Origin of the sequence: Inquilinus sp. (assembly GCF_039594555.1) — a bacterium.
GTDB lineage: Bacteria > Pseudomonadota > Alphaproteobacteria > DSM-16000 > Inquilinaceae > Inquilinus.
Map to the genome: position 1 here is coordinate 1 of NZ_JBCNNF010000006.1, position 15377 is coordinate 15377.

General features: G+C 69.8%; 13 protein-coding genes and 1 pseudogene. 12 read left to right on the forward strand and 2 right to left on the reverse strand.

Annotated elements, in window-relative coordinates:
* The 4 genes and pseudogenes from ABDW35_RS01245 to ABDW35_RS01260 all read left to right on the forward strand — a co-directional run.
* Window positions 1-361 (forward strand): annotated as a pseudogene (locus ABDW35_RS01245) (ABC transporter ATP-binding protein); the annotation flags it as partial.
* Window positions 351-1436 (forward strand): ABC transporter permease, encoded by a 1086-nt coding sequence (locus ABDW35_RS01250; protein ID WP_343712022.1) that lies wholly within the window; start codon window positions 351-353, stop codon window positions 1434-1436. The pseudogene ABDW35_RS01245 and the gene ABDW35_RS01250, both read left to right, overlap by 11 nt.
* Entirely contained in the window at window positions 1436-2359 is a 924-nt protein-coding gene (locus ABDW35_RS01255) for an ABC transporter permease (protein ID WP_343712023.1), read from the forward strand. Before ABDW35_RS01250 ends, ABDW35_RS01255 begins: the two co-directional genes overlap by 1 nt.
* Before the next feature lie 79 nt (window positions 2360-2438).
* Window positions 2439-3518: a BMP family ABC transporter substrate-binding protein gene (locus tag ABDW35_RS01260; protein ID WP_343712024.1), complete on the forward strand. Its 1080-nt coding sequence runs from the start codon at window positions 2439-2441 to the stop codon at window positions 3516-3518.
* A gap of 94 nt (window positions 3519-3612) precedes the next feature.
* Here ABDW35_RS01260 and ABDW35_RS01265 read toward each other — a convergent pair whose 3' ends face one another.
* The gene (locus ABDW35_RS01265) at window positions 3613-3951 is read right to left on the reverse strand and encodes an endonuclease domain-containing protein (RefSeq protein WP_343712025.1); all 339 of its coding nucleotides are present in this window, start codon (window positions 3949-3951) and stop codon (window positions 3613-3615) included.
* A gap of 140 nt (window positions 3952-4091) precedes the next feature.
* Here ABDW35_RS01265 and ABDW35_RS01270 point away from each other — a divergent pair, with 140 nt between their 5' ends.
* Window positions 4092-5231 carry a cysteine desulfurase family protein gene (locus ABDW35_RS01270; protein WP_343712026.1) on the forward strand — a complete coding sequence of 380 codons (1140 nt, stop codon included), beginning with the start codon at window positions 4092-4094 and terminating at the stop codon, window positions 5229-5231.
* Here ABDW35_RS01270 and ABDW35_RS01275 read toward each other — a convergent pair.
* Window positions 5209-6120 carry a LysR family transcriptional regulator gene (locus tag ABDW35_RS01275; protein ID WP_343712027.1) on the reverse strand — a complete coding sequence of 304 codons (912 nt, stop codon included), beginning with the start codon at window positions 6118-6120 and terminating at the stop codon, window positions 5209-5211. The genes ABDW35_RS01270 and ABDW35_RS01275 overlap by 23 nt on opposite strands.
* A gap of 162 nt (window positions 6121-6282) precedes the next feature.
* Here ABDW35_RS01275 and ABDW35_RS01280 point away from each other — a divergent pair, with 162 nt between their 5' ends.
* The 7 genes from ABDW35_RS01280 to ABDW35_RS01310 all read left to right on the forward strand — a co-directional run bounded on the left by ABDW35_RS01280 (window position 6283) and on the right by ABDW35_RS01310 (window position 15314).
* Window positions 6283-7539, forward strand: coding sequence for a urate hydroxylase PuuD (locus tag ABDW35_RS01280; protein WP_343712028.1), 1257 nt, complete (start codon window positions 6283-6285; stop codon window positions 7537-7539).
* Window positions 7540-7713: 174 nt separating this feature from the next.
* Window positions 7714-9054, forward strand: coding sequence for a guanine deaminase (gene guaD, locus ABDW35_RS01285; protein WP_343712029.1), 1341 nt, complete (start codon window positions 7714-7716; stop codon window positions 9052-9054).
* A gap of 19 nt (window positions 9055-9073) precedes the next feature.
* A complete protein-coding gene (locus ABDW35_RS01290) occupies window positions 9074-9874 on the forward strand; it encodes an IclR family transcriptional regulator (protein WP_343712030.1) in 801 nt (266 codons plus the stop codon).
* Window positions 9875-10125: 251 nt separating this feature from the next.
* Window positions 10126-11883 carry a glyoxylate carboligase gene (gcl, locus tag ABDW35_RS01295; protein ID WP_343712031.1) on the forward strand — a complete coding sequence of 586 codons (1758 nt, stop codon included), beginning with the start codon at window positions 10126-10128 and terminating at the stop codon, window positions 11881-11883.
* A 155-nt stretch (window positions 11884-12038) separates the two neighbouring features.
* Window positions 12039-12836, forward strand: coding sequence for a hydroxypyruvate isomerase (gene hyi, locus ABDW35_RS01300; RefSeq protein WP_343712032.1), 798 nt, complete (start codon window positions 12039-12041; stop codon window positions 12834-12836).
* Window positions 12837-12927: 91 nt separating this feature from the next.
* On the forward strand, window positions 12928-13827 hold the full coding sequence (locus tag ABDW35_RS01305; protein ID WP_343712033.1) for a 2-hydroxy-3-oxopropionate reductase: 900 nt from the start codon (window positions 12928-12930) through the stop codon (window positions 13825-13827).
* A gap of 149 nt (window positions 13828-13976) precedes the next feature.
* Entirely contained in the window at window positions 13977-15314 is a 1338-nt protein-coding gene (locus tag ABDW35_RS01310; RefSeq protein ID WP_343712034.1) for an 8-oxoguanine deaminase, read from the forward strand.
* Window positions 15315-15377: the final 63 nt, after the last annotated feature.

The following is a 15377-nucleotide window of genomic DNA, read 5'->3' on the forward strand; positions in this document are numbered from 1 at the left end:
CGGCAGCCTGTCCGGCGGCAATCTGCAGAAATACGTGGTCGGGCGCGAGGTGCTGCAGACGCCCGAGATCTTCATCGTGTCGCAGCCGACCTGGGGCGTCGATGCCGGCGCCGCCACCGCGATCCATCAGGCGCTGATGACCCTGGCCCAGAACGGCGCCGCGGTGGTGGTGATCTCGCAGGATCTCGACGAGCTGCTGCAGGTCACCGACCGCATCGCGGTGATCAATCTCGGCCGCCTGTCCGAGGCCCGGCCGACCCATGACATCTCGGTCGCCGAGATCGGCCTGCTGATGGGCGGGCTGCACGGCACCGAGCCGGCCGCGGCCGAGGAGAAGGAGCACGCCGCCCATGTCGCTTAGGATCGAGCCTCGCCGCGAGCCATCGCGCGCCATGGTGTGGCTGACGCCGCTGATCGCCATCGCCCTGACCGTCGCCAGCGGCTACCTGCTGTTCCTGGCCCTCGGCCTGGATCCGGCCGAGACGCTGTACCAGTTCCTGATCGTGCCGGTGGAAAGCTTCTACGGCTGGACCGAGCTGGGGGTGAAGGCGGCGCCCCTGATCCTGATCGCCACCGGCCTGGCCATCGGCTTCCGCGCCAATGTCTGGAACATCGGGGCGGAGGGCCAGCTGATCATCGGCGCCGTCGCCGCCGGCGCTGTCGCCCTCGGCTTCTGGGGCGAGGAGGGCTGGTGGATCCTGCCGGCGATGTGCGTCGCCGGCGCCCTGGGCGGCATGGCCTATGCCGCGATCCCGGCCTTCCTGAAGACCCGCTTCGACGTCAGCGAGATCCTGACCAGCCTGATGCTGACCTATGTCGCCGTCCAGGTGCTGGGCCTGCTGGTGTACGGGCCGTGGAAGGACCCGGACGGCTACAACTTCCCGCAGACCCGGATGTTCACCGACGCCGCGGTGCTGCCGATCCTGGTCGAAGGCACCCGGCTGCATCTCGGCGTGCTGGTGGCGGGGCTGGTCGCGGTCGGCGCCTGGTTCCTGATGGGCCGCACCGTGTTCGGCTTCCAGATCCAGGTGGTGGGCCAGGCGCCGGCCGCCGCCCGCTTCGCCGGCTTCAGCCGCAAGCGCGTGACCTGGTTCAGCCTGCTGCTGTCCGGCGCCCTGGCCGGGCTGGCCGGCACCTTCGAGGCAGCCGGCCCGATCGGCCAGCTGATCCCGCAGCTGACCCCGGGCTACGGCTTCACCGCGATCATCGTCGCTTTCCTCGGCCGGCTGCACCCGATCGGCATCGTCGTCGCCGGGCTGGTCATGGCCCTGTCCTATATCGGCGGCGAGAACGCCCAGGTCTCGGCCGGGCTGCCGACCGCGGCGACCGGGGTGTTCCAGGGCATGCTGCTGTTCTACCTGCTGGCCGCAGACGTGCTGGTCCGCTACCGCCTGCGCTGGGCCTCGGCCCAGGCCAAGCCCGTGACGGTGTCGTGATGGAGATGTTCGTCCTGATCGCGGCGACGGTGATCACCGCGGCCACCCCCCTCCTCCTCGCCGCCTTGGGCGAGCTGGTGGTCGAGCGTTCCGGCGTCCTCAACCTGGGCGTCGAGGGCATGATGCTGATCGGCGCGGTCACCGGCTTCGCCGTCACCTTCACCACCGGCCAGCCGGCGCTGGGCATCCTGGCCGCGGCCTTGGCCGGCACGGCGATGTCGCTGATCTTCGCGGTGCTGACCCTGACCTTGATGGCCAACCAGGTCGCCACCGGCCTGGCCCTGACCATCTTCGGCGTCGGCTTGAGCGCCCTGCTCGGCGCCGGCTTCGTCGGCCACCCGATCGCGCCGCTGCCGAAGCTGGCGCTGCCGGTGCTGACCGGCCTGCCGGTGGTCGGGCCGCTGCTGTTCGGCCAGGACGCGCTGGTCTACCTGTCGGTCGCCCTGACCTTCGGGGTGGCGTGGTTCCTGAAGCGCAGCCGCGCCGGGCTGGTGCTGCGCGCGGTCGGGGAATCTGCGGAATCGGCGCATTCGATCGGCCATCCGGTGCTGCTGGTGCGCTACCTGGCCTGCCTGTTCGGCGGCGCCATGGCCGGGCTGGCCGGGGCCTTCCTGTCGCTGTCCTACACCCCGCTGTGGATCGAGGGCATGACCGCCGGTCGCGGCTGGATCGCGCTGGCGCTGGTGGTGTTCGGCTCCTGGCGGCCATGGCGGGTGCTGCTGGGCGCCTATCTGTTCGGCGGCGTCACCATCCTGCAGCTGCACGCCCAGGGCATCGGCGGCATCGACATCCCGGCCCAGGTCTTCACCATGCTGCCCTACCTCGCCACCATCGCGGTGTTGGTGATCATCGCCGCCGGCCCGTGGCGCGGCCGGCTGCAGGCGCCGGCGGCGCTGGGCAAGCCGTTCCGGCCGTCGATCTAGGCCGGACAGGAGCGCGATCCCAATCGCGCTTCCAATCACGGATCGCTATCATCCGATGAATCACAACAAGGAGGTCTTCATGTCGATGCGCTTCTCCCGCCGGTCGGTGCTGGCGGGCTCCGCGGCCACCCTGGCGACGACGATCCTGCCCGGCCGGATCTGGGCGGCGGACCCGCTGAAGGTCGGCTTCATCTATATCGGCCCGATCGGCGATTACGGCTGGACCCACGGCCACGATGTCGCCCGCCGCGAGATCGACGCGAAGTTCGGCGACAAGGTGAAGACCAGCTATGTCGAGAGCGTGCCGGAGGGCCCGGACGCCGAGCGCGTGCTGCGCCAGCTGGCCCAGGCCGGCAACGAGCTGATCTTCACCACCTCGTTCGGCTACATGAACCCGACGATCCGGGTGGCCAAGACGCTGCCGAAGGTGAAGTTCGAGCACGCCACCGGCTACCAGACCGCGCCGAATGTCAGCACCTACAACGCCCGCTTCCATGAGGGGCGCGCGGTGTGCGGCACCATCGCCGGCCACATGACCAAGTCCGGCATCACCGGCTATATCGGCTCGGTTCCCATCCCGGAGGTGGTAATGGGCATCAACGCCTACACCCTCGCGGCCCGGAAGATCCGGCCGGACATGAAGGTGAAGGTGATCTGGGTCAACAGCTGGTACGACCCGGGCAAGGAGAGCGACGGCGCCAAGGCGCTGATCGACGGCGGCGCCGACATCCTGTGCCAGCACACCGACAGCCCGGCCGCGATCCAGGTCGCCGAGGCGCGCGGCATCCACGCCTTCGGCCAGGCCTCGGACATGCGCAACTTCGCGCCCAAGGCGCAGCTGACCTCGATCGTCGACAATTGGGGCCCGTATTACGTCGAGCGGGTGCAGGCGGTGATGGACGGCACCTGGAAGACCTCCAGCATCTGGTGGGGCTTCAAGCACGGCATGGTCACGCTGGCGCCGTACAATGAGGCGATGCCGGCCGAGGTGGTGGCCGCGGCGGAGAAGACGAAGGCCGACATCATCGCCGGCACGCTCGACCCCTTCGCCGGCCCGATCAAGAACCAGAAGGGCGAGCTGGTCGTGCCCGAGGGCAAGTCCCTGAGCGACGACGAGATCGCCAAGATGGATTGGTATGTCGAGGGTGTCGAGGCCTGACACGCGGCCACACGTGGTCCATTTTGAGTCCCCCCTCCCCTCGCGGGAGGGGGGTAGGGGGAGGGGGTTCCCGCCGCAAGAGCCAAGCCCCCAACTATTCACCTCCCCCGGCCAACACCTCTCGGATTGCTTGTATGACACCCTCCAGTTCATACATGACTTGGCCGTTGGAGAAGCGCACGACGCGAAAGCTCTGATCTTCCAGCCAGCGCGTTTTCCTGGCATCGGCATCGAATGTCAGTTCGTGCGACGGCCCGTCCACCTCGATCACCAGCCGTGCCGAGAGGCAGACGAAATCGACGATGAACGGGCCGAGGCGGTATTGGCGCCGGAAGCGGAGGCCCCCAACGCGTTTGTCCCGCAGCTGATGCCACAGCAGAAGTTCGGCTTCGGTTTGGTTCTGCCGCAGAGACCGGACGCGTTCATCGGCCATCAGCGCGTTGCCTCGGAAACCCCCTCCCCCTACCCCCCTCCCGCGAGGGGAGGGGGGACTCCATTGTGCGGCGGCGCCGTGCGCAAAGGCTACAGCACGATAGGAAACTGTGGCGCCATAGGCGGAATGGGACGTCCCTCATGAGCGCCGATCGCGTCCTCTACCTCGACCATCTCGCCTCCACCCCGCTGGATCCCGAGGTGCTCGACGCCATGCGGCCCTGGCTCGATCCGGCCGCGGTCGGCAACCCGCATGCGGCGTGGCACCGGCCGGGCTGGCGGGCGGCGGAGGCGATCGAGGCGGCGCGGGCCGAGGTGGCGGCGTTGATCGGCGCCCGGCCGGGCGAGATCCTGTTCACCGGCGGCGCCACCGAGGCCAACAACCTGGCCCTGCTGGGCGGCATCCCCGCAGGCTGGCCGGCGATCGCCTCGGCGATCGAGCATCCCAGCGTCCTGGCCTGCCTGCCGGAGCTCGCCGCGCGAGGGCACCGCACCGCCACCCTGCCGGTCGGGCCCGACGGCACCGCCGATCTCGACGCGCTGAAGACCCTGCTGGCCGGCCGCCCGGCCCTGGTCTCGCTGATGGCCGCGAACAACGAGATCGGCACCATCCAGCCGCTGGCCGAGGCGGCAAGGATCTGCGCCGAGGCCGGCGCCCTGCTGCACAGCGACGCCGTGCAGATGTTGTCGACGGGCCTGGTCGATATCCGCGCCCTCGACCTCGCCTTCCTCAGCCTGTCCGGGCACAAGCTGTACGGCCCGATGGGCATCGGCGCGCTGTTCGTGCGCGAGGGCACTTCGCTGCGCCCCCTGCTCCATGGCGGCGACCAGCAGGAGGGGCGCCGGGCCGGGACCCTGCCGACCGCGCTGTGCGTCGGGCTCGGCGCCGCCTGCCGCATCGCCCGGCAGCGCCGGTCGGCCGACGCGCAGCGCCTGACCGCCCTGCGCGAGCGGCTGTTCTCGACGCTGCAGAACGGGTTGCCGGAGCTGCGCCGCAACGGCTCATCCGACCACGGCCTGCCCGGCTGCCTCAATGTCAGCGTGCCGGGGCTGGATGCCGCCGACCTGCTGCTGGACCTGCCCGACCTGGCGCTGTCCACCGGCTCGGCCTGCTCCACCGGCAGCCCGGAGCCGTCGCATGTGCTGCGCGCCATCGGCCTGTCGCCGGAGCAGGCCTATGGCAGCCTGCGCTTCGGCCTCGGCCGCGGCACCACCGAGGACGAGATCGACCGGGTCGCGGCCCGGATCGCCGAGGCGATCAGAGCGCGAGATCGGGGCTGAGCCGAGCCCGCGTCTGCTCCACCAGGTAGTCCGAGAACACCCGCACCTTGGCCGGCAGGAAGCTGCGATGCGGGTACAGCACCGCCAGCACCACCGGTTCCGGCGGGTGGTCGGGCAGCACCACCCGCAGCGCGCCGCTGCGCAGATGGGCCGCCACCTCCCACACCGGCTTCATAACGATGCCGCGGCCGTCCAGCGCCCAGTCGGTCAGCACGTCGCCGTCATCGGCGTCGAAGCTGCCGCGCACAGGCACTTTGGACGGGCCGTCCCTGCCCTCCAGCGTCCACTGGTACTGCCGCGACCCCGGGAAGCGCAGCAGCAGGCAGTTGTGGCCCATCAGCTCCTCGGGCGATTTCGGGTTGCCCTGGGCCTCGAGATAGGACGGCGCCGCGCACAGCACCCGCCGGCAATCGGCGATCTTGCGCAGCACGAAGCTGGAATCCTTCAGCTCCGCCATGCGGATCGCCAGGTCCACCGCCTCGCCCAGCAGGTCGAGCAGGTGGTCGGACAGGCGCAGGCGCACGTCGACCCGGGGATACAGCTCGTGGAACTGCGGCACCAGCGGCGCCAGGATGCGGCGGCCGAAGCCGAGCGGCGCTGTCACCCGCAGGCTGCCGGAAGGCACGCCGCTGGTGGTGGCGACGCTGGTCTCGGCCCGCTCCATCGCGTCCAGCACCACCAGGCAGTGGCGGTAGAAGGTCTGGCCGTGCTCCGTGGTCTGCACCTGGCGGGTGGTGCGGTTCAGCAGGCGGACGCCGAGATGCTGCTCCAGCTGCTGGATGCGGTGGCTGACCACGGCCGGGGACATGCGCACCTGCCGGCCGGCCGCCGACAGGCTGCCGAGCTCGACCACGCGCACGAAGACCCGCATGTTCTCCAGCAGCGCCAATCCGGGCTCCCTGTTGCTCGAGGCGATTCTGAGCGCATTCGCCGGATGGGATTATAGCCTTTCTTTTGAAAGTGCTGTGGTCTGCCCACGCTTCCCTCGCCGCAGCGATGTTCATTAGGCTCGTCGGAACGGATAATCAGCCAGGACGGCGGAGGCGGCGGCATGGAGCCGATCATCTGGGAATGGATCAACTTCGTGGCCCGCTGGGTGCATGTGATCACCGCGATCGCCTGGATCGGCTCCTCCTTCTACTTCGTCGCCCTCGACCTCAGCCTGAAGAAGCGCGAGGACCTGCCGAAGGGCGCCGGCGGCGAGGCCTGGCAGATCCATGGCGGCGGCTTCTACAACATGGTCAAGTACCTGGTGGCGCCGGACCGGCTGCCGAAGGAGCTGACCTGGTTCAAATGGGAGGCCTACTCCACCTGGATCAGCGGCTTCTTCCTGCTCTGCGTCCTGTATTACCGCGGCGCCGACCTGTTCCTGGTCGACCCGCAGGTGTCGATGCTGTCGCCGAAGGAGGCGATCGCCCTCAGCGTCGTCAGCCTCGCCCTCGGCTGGCTGGCCTACGACCTGCTGTGCAAGTCGCCGCTGGGCGAAAGCGATGTGAAGCTGGCCGCCGCCGGCTTCGTCGTGCTGGTCGCGGCTTCCTACGGCTTCTCCCAGGTGTTCAGCGGCCGTGGCGCCATGCTGCAGATGGGCGCGCTGATCGGCACCATGATGGTGGCCAACGTCTTCCTCCTGATCATCCCGAACCAGCGCAAGGTGGTGGACGCCCTGCTGGCCGGGCAGTCGCCGGACCCGAGGCTGGGCCGGCAGGCCAAGCAGCGGTCGCTGCACAACAACTATCTGACCCTGCCCGTCCTGTTCCTGATGCTCAGCAACCACTACCCGCTGGCCTTCGGGTCGCACTGGGCCTGGGTGATGACGGCGCTGGTGCTGGTGATGGGCGGGGTGATCCGGCACTTCTTCAACTCCCGCCATGCCGGCAAGGCGACGCCGTGGTGGACCTGGGCGGTGGCCGCCGCCTGCATGGCGGCGATCATCTGGCTGTCCTCCCTGCCGCCGCCGCGCGAGCATGAGGTGGCGACCGCGACCAAGCCCTGGATCGACCAGCCGGCGCCCGCCCCGGTGCAGGCGGCCGCCGCGGCGGGTCCGGTGTCCTTCGCCCAGGTGACCGACATCGTGGTGTCCCGCTGCAGCATGTGCCATTCCACCATGCCGGGCTGGGAGGGCATCAACGAGGCGCCGCGCGGCGTGCTGCTGGACTCGCCGGAGGAGATCCGGCGCCACGCCAGGCTGATCCGCCTGCAGGCGGTGCTGACCCATGCGATGCCGCCGGCCAATGTCAGCCAGATCACGCCGGAGGAGCGCGACCTCCTCGGGCGCTGGACGGCCGATCCCGACACGGCCGTGCAGTGAGACCCAAGATGTCCTTGGCCTTCCCTCCTTTGTCATCCTCGGGCTTGACCCGAGGATCCAGGGGCTTTCAGGGCGGCTCTCGGTGGCCCCTGGATTGCCGGGTCAAGCCCGGCAATGACAGAAAGGGTGTCGTGACGACACTCGGCTGGAATCCCGCGCGACCGGAGATCTGATATGACCGCCCCAACCACCGCCCTGCGTGGCCGCCTGCTGAGCTTCCTCGCCGCCCCGAAGGGCGCCGGCGACGCCGCCAGCTATCGCTACATCCCGGACGGGGTGGTGGTCGTCGAGGACGGCCGGGTCGCCCGGGTCGGCCCAGCGACGGAGGTGCTGCCGAAGCTGCCGCCCGGCACCGCGGTCGACCACTATCCGGACGAGCTGATCCTGCCCGGCTTCATCGACGCGCATCTGCACTTCCCGCAGACCCAGGTGATCGCCTCCTACGGCGCGCAGCTGCTGGACTGGCTGCAGAAATACACCTTCGTCGCCGAGCAGCGGTATGGCGACCCGGCCTATGCCGAGCGCCAGGCCAAGTGGTTCCTGACCGAGCTGCTGGCCAACGGCACCACCACCGCCGCGGTCTACGGCTCGGTCCATCCCGGCTCGGCCGAGGCCTTCTTCGCCGAATCCGAGCGGCTGGGCACCGCCATGATCGCTGGCAAGGTGATGATGGACCGCAACGCCCCGCCCGGTCTCTTGGACACCGCCCAATCCTCCTATGACGACAGCAAGCGCCTGCTGGAGCGCTGGCACGGCAAGGGACGGCAGCGCTATGCCGTCACCCCGCGCTTCGCCATCACCTCGACCGAGGCGCAGCTGGAGGCGGCGGGCGCGCTGGCCCGCGAGTTTCCGGACGCCTATGTCCAGACCCATATCGCCGAGAACCTGAAGGAGATCGAGGCGGTGAAGCAGCTGTTCCCGGACAGCCGCGATTATCTCGATGTCTATGACCGCTACGGCCTGCTGGGCCCGAAGACCCTGTTCGGCCACTGCATCCATCTCGAGGAGCGCGAGCGGGCGCGCATGGCCGAGACCGGCTCGGTCGCCGTGTTCTGCCCGACCTCGAACCTGTTCATCGGCAGCGGCCTGTTCCCGATGCGCGAGCTGGCCCGGCGCGACCCGCCGGTGCGGATCGCGGCTGCGACCGATGTCGGTGGCGGCACCAGCTACTCCATGCTCCGCACGCTCGGCGAGGGCTACAAGGTGCAGCAGCTGCAGGGCACCAACCTGTCGGCGCTGGAGGCCTTCCACCTGGTCACCGCCGGCAATGCCGAGGCGCTGGGCCTGGAGCAGGAGATCGGCAGCATCGCCCCCGGCCGCTATGCCGACCTGGTGGTGCTGGACGCCCGCGCCACCGCCGCCATGGCGCACCGGATGGAGGCGGTGGAGGCCGATCTGGAGGAAGAACTGTTCATCCTCATGACTTTGGGCGATGATCGGTCGATCAAGGCGACCTACATCCAAGGGCGCCGCATGCACGAACGGGAGGGTACGCGCAGCCGGTCACCGGCCTGAGCGTCCAGTCAGGAGCGCCATGGCCGAGATCGATCGCGACGCCGACCCCAGCATCGACGAGCCGAAGACCGGGCAGGTCCGGTCCCTGCTCCGCGCCCTGCGGCTGCTCGACACCGTGGCCGCCCGGGCCGAGGGCATGAGCCTGACCGAGTTGGCCCGCGCCACCGACCTCTCCGCCCCCACCGTCCACCGCCTGCTGACCACGCTGGAGGAGGCGCACTATGTGCGCTTCGACCCGGCGACGCGGCGCTGGATGGTCGGGGTGCAGGCCTTCCTCTCCGGCCTCGCCTATGCCGACGGCATGGGGCTGCGCCGCCTGGCCGACCCGCCGATGCGCACCCTGTTCGGCCTGTGCCACGAGACCGTGAACCTGGCGGTGGAGGAGCGCGGCACCATCCTCTACCTGCACCAGCTCGGCGACCCGGGCGCCAGCCTGCCGGGGTCGACGCCGCTGCCGGTGCACGGCTCCGGCGTCGGCAAGGCGCTCTTGTCGGCCAAGACCGACCCGGTGCTGTCGCGCACTTTGCCCGCGCTCGCTTTGACCCGGCTGACCGAGAAGACGGTGCCGGACCTGCCCAGCCTGCGCGACCAGATCAGCCGCGCCCGCCGCTCCGGCTTTGCCATCGACGACGAGGAGCACCTGTCCGGCGTGCGCTGCGTCGCCTCGCCGATCCTCGACCGCGGCGGCCGCCCGGTGGCGGCGCTGTCGATCTCCGCCCCGCGCGAGCGCATGGGCGACGACCGCATCGGCCAGATCGGCATGCTGGTGCGCCAGGCGGCCGAGAAGGTGACCCTGCAGCTCGGCGGCCGGCCTCATTGAGGCCTCTCTCCCCACCCCACGATTGTCATTGCCGGGCTTGACCCGGCAATCCAGAGGGTGTCGACGCTCTCTGGATGCCCGGGTCAAGCCCGGGCATGACAAAAAGGGGGAGCGTGGGCTCCCTTCCACCAGGTGAAAAAGACCGCCCCGCCCCGCCGATTTCCACGCCCTGGAATGTTTCGGGCCGCCGCTGGCCCCGCCCCGCCTCGCCCGCCACCATCCTCCCGAGAACCTTCGAACGGGAGGGCATGATGCCCAAGATGACGGCGATGGAAGCGGCGGTGCATGTGCTGCGCAGCGAGGGGGTGGAGGTGGCGTTCGGCGTGCCCGGCGCGGCGATCCTGCCCTTCTACGAGGCGCTGAAGGACAGCGGCATCCGCCATGTGCTGGTCCGGCACGAGGAGGGCGGCACCCATGCCGCCGAGGGCTACACAAGGGCCCGGGCCGGCGCCATCGGCGTCTGCATCGGCACCTCCGGCCCGGCCGGCACCAACATGATCACCGGCCTGTACTCCGCCATCGCGGATTCGATCCCGATCCTGTGCATCACCGGCCAGGCGCCGCGCGCCAAGCTGCACAAGGAGGATTTCCAGGCGGTCGACATCGCCGCCATCGCCCGGCCGGTGACCAAATGGTCGATCACGGTGATGGAGGGCGCCCAGGTGCCCTGGGTGTTCCGCCGCGCCTTCCAGATCATGCGCTCCGACCGGCCCGGGCCGGTGCATATCGACCTGCCGATCGACGTGCAGAAGGAGATCATCGACTACGATCCCGAGACCGACGCGCCGCTGCCGGTCTCCCGGCCGGCGCCGAGCCCGGCCGCCATCGCCCGCGCCGTCGACATGCTGCTGGCGGCGGAGAAGCCGCTGATCGTCGCCGGCGGCGGCATCATCAACGCCGAGGCGTCCGACCTGCTGGTCGAGTTCGCCGAGCTGGTGAACGTGCCGGTGGTGCCGACGCTGATGGGCTGGGGCACCATCCCGGACGACCATCCTCTGAATGCCGGCATGGTCGGGCTGCAGACCCAGCACCGCTACGGCAACGCCACCTTCCTGCAGAGCGACGTGGTGCTGGGCATCGGCAACCGCTGGGCCAACCGGCACACCGGATCGACGGATGTGTATACGAAGGGCCGCAAGTTCATCCATGTCGATATCGAGCCGACCCAGATCGGCCGGGTGTTCTGCCCGGACCTGGGAATCGTCGCCGATGCCAAGCTGGCGCTGGAGGCGCTGATCGCCGAAGCCCGCGGCCGCCGGCTGCCGAAGCGCGAGAGCTGGGTGGCGGGGGTGCAGGAGCGCAAGCGCACCATGCTGCGCCGGACCGATTTCGACAACACCCCGATCAAGCCGCAGCGGGCCTTCCAGGAGATCAACGCCGCCTTCGGCCGCGACACCCGCTTCGTCACCGCGATCGGCCTGTATCAGATCGCGTCCGGCCAGTTCCAGAAGGTGTACAAGCCGCGCAACTACATCATCTGCGGCCAGGCCGGCCCGCTGGGCTGGGAGGTTTCGGCCTGCACCGGCGCCAAGCTGGCCGATCCATCGGCCGAGGTGGTCGGCATCGTCGGCGATTATTCGCTGCAGTTCCTGATCGAGGAGCTGGCGGTGGCGGCGCAGTACCGCATCCCCTTCGTGCTGGTGGTGCTGAACAACGCTTATCTCGGCCTGATCCGCCAGGCGGAGCGCGGCTACAACATGGATTACGAGGTCCAGCTCTCGTTCCAGAACATCAACGCGCCGGAGATCGGCGATTACGGCGTCGACCACGTCAAGGCGGCGGAGGCCTTCGGCTGCATCGCCCGCCGGGTGTTCGACCCGGAGGAGATCGGCGAGGCCCTGCAATGGGCGCGCACCCGGGCGACCCAGGCCAGCCTGCCGGTGCTGGTCGAGATCATCACCGAGCGGGTGACCAACATCGCCATGGGGCCGGAGATCGACAAGGTCACCGAGTTCGAGGAGATCATCGACCTCGCCCCCGCCCCGGCCCGCGAGCCGGAGACGGTGTAAGGCCCGACACTCCGCCCTCCCTTTCCTGTCATGCCCGGGCCTGACCCGGGCATCCAGGGGCCACGAAGAGCTGCTCTGGCCGCCCCTGGATCCTCGGGTCAAGCCCGAGGATGACAAGAAAGCGCAAATCTCCGCCCCAATCCCCGGAGCCCTTCATGCCGCGCTTCGCCGCCAACCTCACCATGCTGTTCAACGAGCATCCGTTCCTCGACCGCTTCGGCCGCGCCGCCGAGGCCGGCTTCGCCGGGGTCGAGTACCTGTTCCCCTACCCCTACCCCAAGGAGGAGCTGGCCGAGCGGCTGCAGCGCCACGGCCTGACCCAGGTGCTGCACAACCTGCCGGCCGGCGACTGGGCCAAGGGCGAGCGCGGCATCGCCTGCCTGCCCGACCGCAAGGGCGAATTCCAGGACGGGGTCGGCCTGGCCATCGACTACGCCACGGCGCTGGGCTGCCGCCAGGTCAACTGCCTGGCCGGCAAGCGGCCGGCGGGCGTGGCCGAGACGGTGCTGGGCGACACGCTGGTGGACAATCTGCGCTTCGCCGCCAAGGCGCTCGGCGAGGCCGGCATCGACCTGCTGGTCGAGCCGATCAACACCCGCGACATCCCGGGCTTCTTCCTCAGCGGATCGCAGCAGACGCTCGATGTGCTGGACGCGGTCGAGGCGCCGAACACCAAGCTGCAATACGACATCTACCATATGCAGGTGATGGAAGGAGACCTGGGCCCGACGCTGCAGGCGCTGATCTCCCGCATCGGCCACATCCAGGTCGCCGACAATCCCGGCCGGCACGAGCCGGGCACCGGCGAGATCCATTACCCCTTCCTGTTCCGCCTGCTCGACGCGCTCGGCTATGCCGGCTGGGTCGGCGCCGAATACGTGCCGCAGGCGGGCACCGAGGCCGGGCTGGGCTGGTTCGCGCCGTATCGGGCCAAGGCCACGGTCGCGGCTTAGGGCGGGTCGGCGAAATACCTTAGTCCCCCTCCCCTCGCGGGAGGGGGGACCAGATTGGAAAGCCCCTTCTCCATATTCACAGGAGTTCGTCATGAATGTCGCCTTCATCGGCCTCGGCATCATGGGCCGCCCCATGGCCGGCCATCTGATCGCCGCCGGGCACAGTCTTTTCCTCCACGACATCACCGGCGTGCCGGAGGGGCTGGGCGGCACCGCCGTCACCTCCGCCGCCGAGGCCGCCCGCCGCGCCGACATCGTCATCACCATGGTGCCGGACACGCCGCATGTGGAGACGGCGCTGTTCGGCCCCGGCGGCGTCGCCGAGGGGCTGTCGCCGGGCAAGGTCGTGGTCGATATGAGCTCGATCTCGCCGATCGCCACCAAGGGCTTCGCCGAAAAGGTCAATGCGCTGGGCTGCGACTATCTCGACGCGCCGGTCTCGGGCGGCGAGGTCGGTGCCAAGGCCGCCAGCCTTACCATCATGGTCGGCGGGCCGCAGGCCGCTTTCGACCGGGTGCGCCCGCTGTTCGAGGCGATGGGCAAGAACGTCACGCTCGTCGGCGGCAATGGCGACGGCCAGACCACCAAGGTCGCCAACCAGATCATCGTCGCCCTGACCATCGAGGCGGTGGCCGAGGCGCTGCTGTTCGCCGCCAAGGCCGGCGCCGACCCGGCCCGGGTGCGGCAGGCCCTGATGGGCGGCTTCGCGGCCTCGCGCATTCTCGAGGTGCATGGCGAGCGCATGATCCAGCGCAATTTCGCCCCCGGCTTCCGCATCGCCCTGCACCAGAAGGACCTGGCCCTGGCGCTGGACGGCGCCCGGTCCCTGGGCGTGCCGCTGCCGAACACCGCGGCGACCCAGCAGCTGCTGCACGCGGCTGTCGCCCAGGGCGGCGCCGCCTGGGACCACTCCGCCATCCTCAAGGTGCTGGAACGCCAGGCCGATTTCGAGATCGCCGCGCCCGCGGCGGCCCGGCAGGACGCGGCGTGACCAGATGGTCTCCCCCTCCCGCAAGGGGAGGGGGAGAGTAGAAAGGCCATTCGCCGGAAATCTCGTTTGAAGCACTTTCAAACCGGCCTACCCCTCCCCTCCCTTCCCCGGGCTGCTAGGCTGACCGCGGACGGGACAGGAGGCGCGTGATGCGGCTGTGGATCAAGGACCCGCTGGCGATCCTGGCGGAGGGCGCCGAACGCGGCGTGGTGGTCGAGGACGGAAAGATCACCGAGCTGGTGCCGGCGGGGCGCGAGCCGACGGCGTCGGCCGACAGCGTGTTCGACGCCGGCGCCCATGTCGTGCTGCCGGGATTGATCAACACCCACCATCATTTCTACCAGACCCTGACTCGCGCCCTGCCGGCGGCGCTGGACCGCGAGCTGTTCCCCTGGCTGCAGGCGCTGTACCCGGTCTGGTCCCGGCTGGACCCGGAGGCGCTGCGCAGCGCCGTCACCGTGGCGATGGCGGAGCTGCTGCTGTCCGGCTGCACCACCACCTCCGACCACCATTACGTCTTCCCGGACGGGCTGGAGCACGCCATCGACATCGAGGTCGAGGTGGCGAAGTCGCTCGGCATCCGCGCCGTGCTGCCCCGCGGGTCGATGAACCTGTCGGTGCGCGACGGCGGCCTGCCGCCGGACAGCGTGGTGCAGGACGAGGACGAGATCCTGGCCGACAGCGAGCGGCTGGTCGCGGCGCATCACCAGCCCGGCGACGGCGCCATGGTGCAGATCGCCCTGGCCCCCTGCTCGCCCTTCTCCGTCACCGGATCGCTGATGCGGAAGACGGCGGAGCTGGCCGAGCGCCTCGACGTCCGGCTGCACACCCATCTGGCCGAGACCGAGGACGAGAACCGCTTCTGCGTCCAAAAGTTCGGCTGCCGGCCGCTGGGTTATCTGGAGGAATGCGGCTGGCTGGGCCCCCGCACCTGGCTGGCGCATGGCATCCATTTCAACGAGGCCGAGATCGGCCGCCTCGCCCGCGCCGGCACGGCGGTGACGCATTGCCCCTGTTCGAACCAGGTGCTGGCCTCGGGCCACTGCCCGGTGCACGGCATGGAGCAGGCCGGGATGTCCGTCGGCCTCGGCGTCGACGGCTCCGCCTCCAATGACGGGTCGAACCTGATGCAGGAGGTGCGCGCCGCCTTCCTGCTGCAGCGCCACCACACCGGCGTCACCCGGATCAGCCACCGCGACGCGCTGCGCTGGGCCACCGCCGGCTCCGCCGCCTGCCTCGGCCGGCCGGATCTCGGCGTGATCGCGCCGGGCAGGCAGGCTGACCTGGCCCTGTTCGCGCTGGACGAGCTGCGCTTCGCCGGCCATGGCGACCCGCTGGCCGCCCTGGTGCTGTGCGGCGCCCACCGGGCCGATTTCGTCATGGTCGGCGGCGCTTGGCGGGTGCGGAACGGCGCCATCCCCGGCCTCGACCTGCCCCGGCTGATCCGCAGCCACCAGGCCCTGGCGGCGCGGATGCAGGGTGGCTGAACGCTCGTACAACCCACGATCTCTCCAAGCCCGTCATTCCCGCGAAAGCGGGAATCTCTCTCC